This is a genomic window from Clostridium uliginosum, from assembly GCF_900112485.1.
GTDB lineage: Bacteria > Bacillota > Clostridia > Clostridiales > Clostridiaceae > Clostridium > Clostridium uliginosum.
Map to the genome: position 1 here is coordinate 149951 of NZ_FOMG01000003.1, position 11948 is coordinate 161898.

The window sequence follows — 11948 nt, forward strand, 5'->3', positions numbered from 1 at the left end:
AAGGAGGCAAACTATGAAAGTCTTAGAAACTGAGAGACTGATATTAAGGCCTTGGACAATAGACGATTTAGAAGATTTTTATGAATACGCAAAAAATCCTAATATCGGTCCAAATGCAGGTTGGGAACCACACTCAAATAAAGAAGATTCTAAAAAAATATTAGAATTATTTATAGAAAAAGATGAGACATGGGCTATAGTATACAAAGAAAATGATAAGGTTATTGGTTCAATAGGTCTTCATACTGATGAAAAGAGAAACGGAATAAACTCAAATATGCTTGGATATGTCCTTTCAGAAGAATATTGGGGAAAAGGTATTATGACTGAAGCGGTAAAATGCGTAATTAAATATGCATTTGAAGAAATAAAACTAGATATTTTATCCGTATGTCATTATACTTTCAATAATCGTTCAAAGAGAGTAATAGAAAAGTGTGGATTTAAGTATGAGGGTACAATAAGATGTGCAAAAAAGCTATATGATACTAGAATTGTAGATGAAGTTTGTTATTCAATTTTAAAGGAAGAATACTTTAATTAAAATAGAACCTAATTAAAAAAATATATATCAAATATAGAAATGGGGGAAGACTTTTGTTTTAATGTTGCATTAGTAGCAATTTATAACAAATGCCTTCCCCTCATTTCGGAAGTTTATATGATATAATATTTTTTATCTTTCTTTGTTAGCAACTTCTTTTAGAATTCTTTCAATGAATGCATCTAAGTTAATAGCACCTTCATCATCATTTTTTCTACTTCTTACAGAAACTTCATTGTTAGCAGCTTCCTTTTCTCCAACAACTAAGATGTAAGGAGTTCTTTGAAGTCTTGCTTCTCTGATTTTGTAACCAATCTTTTCAGCTCTGTAATCTCCTTCAATTCTAATACCTTTATTTCTTAAAGATTTTACAACTGAATCAGCATAGTCATTGTATTTATCAGAGATTGGTAATACTTTTGCTTGAATTGGAGCAAGCCAAGTAGGGAATGCACCTGCATACTTTTCTATAAGCATTGCTAAAGTTCTTTCATAGCAACCAATTGATGATCTATGGATTATATATGGACGTTTCTTTTCTCCATTTTTATCTACATAAGTCATATCAAATCTTTCAGCTAAAGCGAAGTCTATTTGAACAGTAAATAGTGTATCTTCTTTACCATGAACATTTCTACATTGTAAATCAAGCTTTGGACCATAGAATGCAGCTTCATCATCAGCCTCAACATAATCTATTTTTAAGTGATCTAAGATTTGTTTCATAACATTTTGTGTATGATTCCAAGCATCAGGATCATTAATATATTTTTCAGTATTTTTAGGATCCCATTTAGAGAATCTATAAGTTATATCTTCAGAAATACCTAAAGTACTCATTAAATAGTCAATTAATTCAAGAACTCCTTTGAATTCTTCTTCTAATTGTTCAGGAGTACATACAAGATGACCATCAGCTAAAGTAAATTGTCTAACACGAGTTAATCCATGCATTTCTCCAGATGATTCATTTCTAAATAAAGTAGAAGTTTCACCATATCTTATTGGTAAATCTCTATAGCTATGTTGAGTTGCATTATAAATTGTATATTGGAAAGGACAAGTCATTGGTCTTAAAGCATATACTTCGCTATCTTTTTCTTCATCGCCCAATACAAACATACCGTCTTTATAGTGATCCCAGTGACCAGAGATTTTATATAAATCACTCTTAGCCATTAATGGAGTTTTAGTTAAAGAATATCCTCTTTTTTCTTCTTCATCTTCAACCCATCTTTGAAGTAATTGAATTATTTTAGCTCCCTTTGGCATCATTAGAGGAAGACCTTGACCAATACTTTCATCAGTTGTGAATAATTCTAATTCTCTACCAAGTTTATTATGATCTCTCTTTTTAGCTTCTTCTAAAGCTTCTAAGAAATCTTCAAGTTCTGATTTCTTTAAGAAAGCAGTTCCGTAAATTCTTGAAAGCATTTTATTTTTTTCGTTACCTTTCCAATAAGAACCTGAACTTCTAATAAGTTTAATTGCCTTTACTGGTTTTAATGACATAAGATGAGGACCAGCACATAAATCAGTAAAGTCTCCAACTTTATAGAATGAAATAATTTCTTCTTCAGGAAGATCATTAATTAGTTCTACCTTGTAAGGTTCATCTTTCATTAATTTTAAAGCTTCATCTCTTGAAAGTTCAAATCTTTCTATTGAAGGATTTTCCTTAACTATTTTTTGCATTTCTGCTTCAAGTTTTTCTAGGTCTTGAGAAGTGAAAGCAACATCTTTATCAAAGTCATAGTAGAAACCAGTAGCAATAGAAGGTCCTATAGCTAATGTTGTTTCAGGGAATAATCTTTTAACTGCATAAGCTAAAACATGGGAAATACTATGTCTTACTGCATTCTTACCTTCTTGAGAATCAAATGTACAAATGCTTAATTCAACATCTGCATTAATTTCTTTTCTAAGGTCACAAACCTTATCATTAACAATACCACAACAAGCATTTCTAGCTAAACCTTCACTTATTGATTTAGCAATTTCATAAACAGATAAACCTGATTCAAACTCTTTAACAGAGCCATCTTTTAAAGTTATTTTTATCATTTTTAAAACTCCCTCCAAATATGTAAAATATAAAGTATTTATTTATAATTTTAGTAGTCAATAATATAAGTTTTAGTATGGCTAGGGTAGACGTTTAATAAGACACATGATGCAAAATAGACAAGCACACTGGTTTATTTTGCATCATGTGCTTAAATTATTGCAAATAAAAAAACTCCATCTCTAAAAATATAGAGACGAAGTAATATCCGTGGTTCCACTCTAATTACCTAAAATAGATTAATCAAAATAATCAATATACAAAAAGTATAAACTTAAAGATTACTTTAATAGCCTAATAAAATAGGTCACTTAAATTTATCGTAACGTGATAAATACGGACTTTATTAAAGTCACTCAGAGGTGGTTTTCGACTAAATTTATTTAAGAATAATTCCACTAACATATTCTCTCTCTGAAAATAAGGTTTTAGTTTACTGTCCTCATCAACGTGTTATCTTATATTATTTTTTATTATAATGATTTGATTTTTCTATGTCAATGAAATCCTTAAAAATGTTTTTAATTATATTTAGTAAAAAACTAATATATATTGCATTATTTTTAATCAATAGACGTTATTTCAACATATATAGCACTTATTTGATTTTAAAAAAGGCTATGTTTTAATTGAATGTTTATATTACAATATAAACACTATTTTAAAACATAACCTAAAATAATATTAATTTTTATCAATATTATCAATTAATTTATCTAAACTTAAATTTATAATCATTTCTTCAGAATATAATTTTCCACCCATAATTGCAACAATTACATCTAATTTTTTATAGCCTTCTTTATATAATTTTAACTTCTTTATTATTCGTTTGAGCTGGTTACTAGATAACTCTAAAATAGCCATTAGTTCCTTAAACGTATAATAATTTTTTTGAAGAAGGTAAAATAATTTATTTTGAAGTTCTAGCTTGTACCCGATGTCGATTTCTGTACAGTGATGGGGACCATGTTTTCCTCTATGATGGTACTCGCATAAATATTTATAATTTAATTTTATATCAAAGCCACCTTCGCTTCTGTGTACAATATGGTGTATGTCAGCTTTATTTTTACATAATTCACATAAATACAAATACGCTCCTCCTTAAAAGTTTATGAATAACATTATAAAATAAGTAAACTAAAATATCAATTCACTTATTAACATTGATAATAGTTAATTTAAAAAAATCGTATTTTAATACATAATATAAAGATTAATAAAAAAAATAATATTCATAATATATATATTTTCACAATAAGTAAAATGTTACATTTTTGAAACAATTATGATTAAATTTTGAAAAGGTTTAATTATAATATATACATATGGTAAACGTTTTAAGGGGGGAAGCTTATGAGTATTGTAGAGTTATTAGAACAGAACCCAATTATAGCATCTGTAAAAAATCAAGAAGAGTTAGATCTGGCGTTAGAATCTTCATCACAAATTATATTTGTGTTATTCGGAGATATAATGAGTATCGGACAAATAAGTAATTCAATAAATGACAAAGGAAAAATAGGAATAATCCATATAGATTTAGTTGATGGATTTGTTTCTACTAAAGAAGTTGTTATGAATTATTTAAAACAAAAAACTAAATTTAAAGGTATTATTAGCACCAAGCCTCATGTATTGAAGATTGCTAAAACTTATGGGTTATTAGCTATTCAAAGATTTTTCATATTTGATACATTATCATTGATAAATGTTAAAAAGCATTTAGTAGCAACAATTGATGCAATAGAGATATTGCCAGGTATTTTACCTAAAGTTATAGATAATATGTGTAAAGATATAAAGAAACCGATTATTACAGGCGGTTTAATTGAAAACAAAAAAGAAGTTATTTTAGCACTGCAATCTGGTGCAACATGTATATCTACAACGAATAAAGAACTTTGGAATGTATAGATTTAGAACATAGTATTAAATAATTGAAAAACAAGATATAATCTTGAGAAATTAAAATCTAGTTTTTATATTGATAAATTTTATGTTTTTATAAAGTAGAGGTTTTTATAAGGGATAATGCTTGATAAAAAGAAGTGAATTTTAGATAGTAATACATTAAATATTTTGGAGGGATTTTTATGTTAAATTTTTTAAAACCAGCACCTCATATTGAGAGGATGCCAGAAGAAAAGATATCATCAAGCTATAAAAGATATCGTATACAAGTGTTTATAAGTATATATGTTGGATATCTTCTTTATTATTTTGTGAGAAGTAACTTTTCATTGGCAAAAGTATATCTTCTTGATCAAGGATTTACTAAAACACAAATAGGTTTTGTTGCTTCGGCATTAGGATTAGCTTATGGTATAAGTAAATTTGTCATGGGAAATATATCGGATAGGTCCAATCCAAAATATTTTCTAGCAATAGGTCTTATATTATCCGGAGTATCAAATTTATTTATACCTAATGCAACTAGTATATCAATGATGTTTATACTAATGCTACTTAATGGTTGGTTTCAAGGTATGGGATGGCCACCATGTGGTAGAGTAATGACTCACTGGTTTTCAGATAGTGAACGTGGAGTTAAGATGTCAATATGGAACACAGCACATAACGTAGGTGGAGGATTTATAGCAACTGTTGTTTTAATTGGTGTGTCTATATTTGGAAGTTGGAAAGGTACATTTTATTTACCTGCAATAATTGCAATTGTTGGTGGTATAGTTTACATGATATTTGCAAAAGATACTCCACAATCTGTTGGTTTACCACCAATTGAAGAATATATGAATGATTACCCAGAAGTTCAAGAAGTAGTTGAAGATGCAGAAGCTGAGCTTACTGCAAAAGAGATATTATTTAAATATGTGTTAAACAATAAACTGTTATGGTGTATAGCATTTGCAAACGTTTTTGTTTATTTAGTTAGATATGGAGTTATAAATTGGGTACCAACATATCTACAAGAAGTTAGAAATTTTAATCCAAAAGACTCATCTATAGCATTTGCATTATTTGAATATGCTGCAATTCCAGGAACTATAATAGTTGGATGGGCTAGTGACCGTATTTTTCATGGAAGACGAGCACCTATGGGCATAATATGTATGGTAGGTGTTGCAATAGCGACATTCGTTTATTGGAAGAGTACAAGTATGATAGCAATAAATTGTTCATTGGCATCAATTGGTGCGTTGATATATGGACCTGTTATGCTAATAGGTGTTAGTGCACTAGATCTTGTACCTAAAAAAGCTGCAGGTACAGCCGCAGGATTTACAGGGTTATTTGGTTACATGGGAGGACAAGTAGCAGCTGAATTAGTAATGGGAGCAGTAGTGGATAAATTTAGCTGGGATGGAGGATTTATTCTATTAATGGTTTCAGCCGTTTTAGCAATAGTTTTCCTATCATTTACATGGAATACTCATAATATAGCTGCTAAACAAACTGCTCAATAAAATTAACAATCCTCAATTAAATATATGAAAGTGTGCTTTTTTGAACTCATTAGAGTTAAAAAAGCACACTTTTTTTGTGCAGATTATTATAAAAATTCTATTTATAAAAACTTATGTATAATATTATAAATTAAATGGGAAAAAATATCAATTTACATATAGATAAGAGGAATGGGGGGATTAGGAGATAAAACTATTAATATATTAATATTATGATAATAGCTTATTGTAAGCTTAAAATTTAATATATATAGAATTTGTTTAAATAGTATTTCATACTATATAATATAGGTGTAATGGTATACAAAAAGTATAAAGGGTATGTGCTATAGAACAAAATATAATAGAAAGAAGGATGATTAGGGTGAGAGAAAATTTTAATTCTTTTAAATATTGGGAATATATCACAAGTGAGAATCAAACTATAAGAGGTCATATGTTTATGCAAAAACCACCTACAGATAAATGTCTTTATTTTCATACACTTATATTTAATAAAAACATGGGAGTAAATAGTATTTGGGGGTATGTACCTAATGCAAATAGCTTACTTGGGTATGTTCAATATTCATTTTTGCAAGAAGCATTTTATAAATGGATATATGGTAAAGAAAAATTAATTACTAAAGTTCCATTTTTAACAGTTGAGAAAATTATTAAAGATGGGGAAAAACTTAAAAAGATTAATAAAGAAACAGCTATTAAGATGAAAAAGGATTATGAGAAATTAAGAAAAATGTGGGACATGCCGGTAAATAAAATAGAATTAGAAGTGAAGAAATTCATTAAAGATTTTAATTATAATTGGACTGGAGATAATAAACAATTTTTATATTTAAAGTTATTTAAAACTCCAGAGGAATTAGGGGAGTTTGTAATTTCATCTAGTTTAATTACAAGTACTGAAAAAGAATTAGAAGATAAAATTGGAACATCTTTAGATGAGTGGAGAAACATTTGTAAAAATGGAACAAAAGATATTCTCAAAGGTGAAAAATTCAGAAAAATTCTATTAAAAAGATTAACTGAAGTATTTTAGAAAAATTTAGTTATATTGGTCTATTATTTTTTTAAATGTGTCTTAATTTATGAAAATTATAAGTGGGGCTGTCTCAGAATTAGCAAGTGAAGTAATAACAAAGAAATAGAAATAACATTTATTAAAGAAGACTAGAAAAATTTCGCTAATAGTTTCTAACATTTAAAGTTGTACCCATAAAAGATTGCTCCTAATATGCATTAGGACAATCATTTATGGAACAACTTCAAATGAAGAAACTCTAAGCTTATTTTTCAATGCTTCTTCCACAAATGTTATTTCTATTTCTTTTTTGAATATACATCATATCATTAAATGATTTGTATTATGAGACAGCCCCATGTATTTTGAAATTATAGAAGTAAAAAAAGAAAAGGATGTCTAAGGTGATTTTAAAGAAAATCATTCTTAGACATCCTTTTTATTTTTAGCTCTATTTTAAAACAGAGCCTTATTTTTCTATAAGAGAAGAAATGCTTTGAGCTGATATTCCAAGTTCATTGCCAGTAAAGCCAAGACCTTCTTCTGTGGTTGCTTTAACATTAATTTTATTAATATCTATTTGAAGAGCTTTTGCAATATTTTTTCTCATGCTTTGAATATAAGGTAGCATTTTAGGTCGCTCGGCGATTATTGTGGCATCTATATTATTTACAGTATAACCGTTATTAGAAATTAATGTGTATACTTCTTCTAATAGCTTAATACTAGATATTCCTTTAAATTTATCATTTGTGTCTGGAAAGTGATGTCCTATATCCCCTAGAGCACATGCGCCTAATAAGGAATCCATGATAGCATGCAAAAGTACATCAGCATCAGAATGACCTAATAAACCTTTTTTATAAGGAATTTCAACTCCACCTAAAATCAACTTTCTGTTTTCTACTAATTTGTGTACATCATAGCCCAATCCTACTCTCATATACAATATCCTTTCATTTTAAGTCTTTAAAATTAGGCACTTAGAAGAAAATAATTAGTCCAATATATAAGAATACTGGTTTGTTATTTTTTTATGCCTTATATTTTTATTGTATCATTTTAATTTATAGTAATCAATTTGGTTATATAAAATGGGCATTGATTCATTATTTTTTACAGTACAACTTGATGGAACATTTTTTAAGTGTAATTTAACATGTATATAAGAAGTAATACGATTAACTATGAAACCTAAAAATGTTATTCTACGCTTTTTAACAAAGTTTACATATATAATTTTTCTTTGCATAACAATCTCCATAAATATTGATTTTAGATATAAGTAATAATAGATGTTTACAGTGTAATGATATAATATGGAGATATAATAAATTGTTGCTTTTAGGTGGAATATTAAAACATTTATCCATATGCACAACATTGCTTATCGATTAATTTTAAAGAAGATGAAGATAAGTGATGGTAGTGATAGGATAAATTTCTGTGATATAATAACATCATATGAACAAACTAAATTTTTGATAGTAAATATTAATGATTAAAAAAGAAAATAATACTGACTTGGTATTTTTTTCATAAAGTATTAAGGTATATGAGATAACATTAGGAGGAGTTTTAGTAGTATGAATGAGTTTAATAGTAGTAAATATATGTTTTCATCAATTCCAGGTATGCTCTTAATTGGAGATAAAGCTGAAAGACATAGGAATAATCAAATATCTTTGTTTTTAAAAGAATTATCTTTATATAAAATATTACTTAAGGACTTAGCAAATTATCCTCCTAAAGAAAAACAGCGAAACATTATTTTAAACATAGCATATTATATATCTGAAAATAACGAGATTGTAGAGCAGATTATAAAAAACAAATCTTTACCTATTGGTAAATTATCAAAAATTCTTAAAGTTAATAATGAATTTTTAAAAAGGTGGAAAGAATATATTTTAGCTTATTTTATAATTTTTTCTAATGCTGATTATAAGGGTATCCAAGATTATTTTAGAGTTGAAGAAAGAGAATCTAAGTTACAAAATTCTAATCTTAGAAAAAAAACTAATGTTTATAGAGGCGTTGCAATGAAATCCTTTAAAAGATATTCATATATATTAACATCTTCAGGTGAGTTTATAAAGCTGAAAACTAATAATAAACCTAGAGTAGGTCAAGAAGTTCAGGGACGAGAAAAAAAGAGCTTAAGGCATTATAAATTGCATATTTCTATAATAATTTTACTGATGATTTTTATGGGGTTTATTTCATACAATCAGTATTGGAAGGTTAATAGTACATTAATGATAAATACAACCTCTTCAATAAAGGTTGAAGTTAATTTTTTGGATAAAGTAATATATGTTTCTTCTCAAACAGATAAAGGGAAAAAACTTATAAGTGAAAGTGATTTGTCACATAAAAATGTTGATACGGTAGTACAGGAAGTTCTAGAATATGCATTTAATAATGATATGATACCAATTGATAAAAAGGTCTTAATAACAGTAAATGGAGATTCGTTGAAATATGGAACTCTAATTAAAACAAGCAAGTTTATTAACGAAAATAAAATTTCGGTAGTAGTAAATAATGCAGGCAATCAACATAATTTAAGTACAAAACTGTATGAATAAATATAGTTCTTTATTTACTGATGAATTAAAAAAATAGGTTCTGTTTTAAAACAGTGTTGATATTGTTACATATTGTTCAATGGGCTAAAGAATTAAACTTAAGAACATCTAAATGAGTATAGTCCCATTCCAGCTTGCTCCAAAGACAAGCTTCGGACAAACAATTAATGTGACAATACTCATTAAGAGTTCTAAAAGTCAAATTCTAATGCCCACTGAACAAAAATGTAACAATATTAACACTATATTAAAACAGAACCCAAAAATAATACATTAGGCATATTACCAAAATGACAAGTCAGTATACTAGTCTATTTTGCGTCATAGTCCTTATTTTTTTGTATTAGCTAATAAGTTTTTAAAAGTATCCATATCATAAGATGAACTGATATAAATTCTATCAAGAGAAAAAGGGTTATCATTTCTATCTGCAAGACCTAGATGAGTAGTAAATGCTAAAGCAAATCCAGCATCTTTTGCAGCTCTTATACTATCATCATTATAATTACCATAAGGATAAGCCACAGCTGTAACTGGTTTATCGGTTATTGATTCTAAGGCTTCTTTAGATTCTACAAATTCTGATAATTGCTGCTCATAAGTCATTTTAGTAAGATCAGGATGACCAGCTGTATGACTCTCAATATCTATTCCATAATCAGACATGTTTTTTATGGCAGACTCTGAAAGATAGTATTGTCCATCTAATTTAAAAGTAATACAAAAGATAGTAGCTTTCATATCCAAATCCTTTAATATAGAAAAAGCATTAGTATAATTATTCATGTAACCATCATCAAAAGTGATAACTATGCTTTTTTCAGGAATTGCAGTGTTGTTTAATAAGTGGTTTTGTAGTTCTGCCATTGTTAATGTTGTGTAACCTGAATCTTTTATATATCTAAGCTCATTTCTTAACTTTTGTGGAGATATAGTTACCTCATTATCTTCAGTTTCCTTAACAGAATGATAATATAAAACAGGAACACCAATATTTTCATTAATCATAGGAATTTCTTTTACAACCTCTTCTTTAGGTGATGATTTATCTTCAACAGTATTATTAGTTGTGTCTTTAGGTTTATCTAAAGTTTGACTATTTTCATTTTGAATTTTGTCTTTAATGGTGCTATTTGAAGTTACTTTATTATATATTAGATATGCACCAAAACTACAAATTAAGATACAAATTAAAGTTATTAAAAAAGACTTTTTGGTGAAAAGTTTATTAATATTGTTTAACATAATACCCTCCTAGATGTTTTCTATAATATTCATGTTAAGTATTATTTTCTTTTAAATACTCTATAAAGATTCTAACATAATATTTTTTAAGCAACAAATGTAATAATAAATAATTTTTAAAATGAAAAGTTTTACACTTATTAACATTATCCACAGGTGCCTGTGGATAACCTGTTATAAAATTATTTAATATACAAAAAATTACATGTGTATTTTGTGAATATTTGATAAAAATAGTCTTAATGAAGAACAAAGGAGGAAACAGCTATGTCTTTATTTTCAAGCGTCATAGGAGTATTATTAGTTCCATTAATGCTAACAGGAATTTATCCACAACATTTGTTGACAAATATTGAAATTAAAGCAGTTAATAAGTTGAATATTGTGGAAAAGTCTTTAGGTAAAAATTTCAGCTATTTAAAAGAAGATGTTAAAATTTTAGAATTTATAGGAGGCAATGATAAGAATAAAGTCGATTTAATCAACAATACAATTTATAATGACATTATGCCTAAAGTAGCAGAAGCTGAAAAAGTTTCAAAGGAGTATTTTGGAGATATAGTGGACAACGTACCTACATTTCCATATCAAATTGTATCAAAGCCTTTTATTACAAAAAATAATGATTTAATTTTAAGCTTTTATAATGATTATTACGAATTTTTAGGAGGAGCACACGGAATTACTACAAGAACATCTTACACTGTGGACAAAAGTAAAGAAATTTTACTGAAATTAAATGATATATTTCTTCCAAAATATAATTATCAAGATATAATTAATAAGGAAATAAAAAATCAAATAAATAAGGAACCTGATAAATATTTTGATTCAGGAAATGAATTTAAAGGGATTAAGCAAGATCAAAATTTTTATATAGAAGGAGAAAATTTAGTCATATATTATCAAGTATATGATATAGCACCATATGTAAGTGGTATACCAGTGTTTAAAATACCATTAAGTTTATTTGGTAAAAATTTTATTTACTCATGATAACGTAGTAATTAAAAGAGGAACTTATGTAGAATTTTCATTTAGATTTGCACAG

At 27.3% G+C, this 11948-nt stretch carries 10 protein-coding genes; 6 read left to right on the forward strand and 4 right to left on the reverse strand.

Annotated elements, in window-relative coordinates:
- Positions 1-13 precede the first annotated feature (13 nt).
- Positions 14-544 carry a GNAT family N-acetyltransferase gene (locus BM027_RS03465; RefSeq protein ID WP_090088824.1) on the forward strand — a complete coding sequence of 177 codons (531 nt, stop codon included), beginning with the start codon at positions 14-16 and terminating at the stop codon, positions 542-544.
- A gap of 132 nt (positions 545-676) precedes the next feature.
- On the opposite strand, the gene thrS is transcribed toward BM027_RS03465, so the two are convergent.
- Both thrS and BM027_RS03475 read right to left on the reverse strand, forming a co-directional pair.
- Complete coding sequence (gene thrS, locus BM027_RS03470) at positions 677-2608, reverse strand: threonine--tRNA ligase (protein ID WP_090088825.1); 1932 nt, start codon at positions 2606-2608, stop codon at positions 677-679.
- A gap of 685 nt (positions 2609-3293) precedes the next feature.
- Positions 3294-3704, reverse strand: a complete 411-nt coding sequence (locus tag BM027_RS03475) for an HNH endonuclease signature motif containing protein (protein WP_090088826.1) — start codon at positions 3702-3704, stop codon at positions 3294-3296.
- 264 nt (positions 3705-3968) lie between these two features.
- On the opposite strand from BM027_RS03475, the gene BM027_RS03480 reads away from it, so the two are divergent.
- The 3 genes from BM027_RS03480 to BM027_RS03490 all read left to right on the forward strand — a co-directional run bounded on the left by BM027_RS03480 (position 3969) and on the right by BM027_RS03490 (position 7079).
- Positions 3969-4529 (forward strand): glycerol-3-phosphate responsive antiterminator, encoded by a 561-nt coding sequence (locus BM027_RS03480; RefSeq protein ID WP_090088827.1) that lies wholly within the window; start codon positions 3969-3971, stop codon positions 4527-4529.
- Positions 4530-4708: 179 nt separating this feature from the next.
- Positions 4709-6040, forward strand: a complete 1332-nt coding sequence (gene pgtP / locus BM027_RS03485; RefSeq protein ID WP_090088828.1) for a phosphoglycerate transporter protein PgtP — start codon at positions 4709-4711, stop codon at positions 6038-6040.
- A 436-nt stretch (positions 6041-6476) separates the two neighbouring features.
- Positions 6477-7079: a hypothetical protein gene (locus tag BM027_RS03490; protein ID WP_423230314.1), complete on the forward strand. Its 603-nt coding sequence runs from the start codon at positions 6477-6479 to the stop codon at positions 7077-7079.
- A 451-nt stretch (positions 7080-7530) separates the two neighbouring features.
- Here the strand turns inward: BM027_RS03490 and ispF are convergent, their stop codons facing one another.
- Positions 7531-8004: a 2-C-methyl-D-erythritol 2,4-cyclodiphosphate synthase gene (gene ispF, locus BM027_RS03495; protein ID WP_090088829.1), complete on the reverse strand. Its 474-nt coding sequence runs from the start codon at positions 8002-8004 to the stop codon at positions 7531-7533.
- A 643-nt stretch (positions 8005-8647) separates the two neighbouring features.
- Between ispF and BM027_RS03505 the strand changes: the two genes are divergently transcribed.
- Complete coding sequence (locus BM027_RS03505) at positions 8648-9652, forward strand: anti-sigma factor domain-containing protein (RefSeq protein WP_090088831.1); 1005 nt, start codon at positions 8648-8650, stop codon at positions 9650-9652.
- A 330-nt stretch (positions 9653-9982) separates the two neighbouring features.
- Here BM027_RS03505 and BM027_RS03510 read toward each other — a convergent pair whose 3' ends face one another.
- On the reverse strand, positions 9983-10897 hold the full coding sequence (locus tag BM027_RS03510; protein WP_090088832.1) for a polysaccharide deacetylase family protein: 915 nt from the start codon (positions 10895-10897) through the stop codon (positions 9983-9985).
- A 267-nt stretch (positions 10898-11164) separates the two neighbouring features.
- Between BM027_RS03510 and BM027_RS03515 the strand changes: the two genes are divergently transcribed.
- Positions 11165-11893: a DUF3298 and DUF4163 domain-containing protein gene (locus BM027_RS03515; RefSeq protein ID WP_090088833.1), complete on the forward strand. Its 729-nt coding sequence runs from the start codon at positions 11165-11167 to the stop codon at positions 11891-11893.
- The last annotated feature ends 55 nt before the right edge of the window (positions 11894-11948 follow it).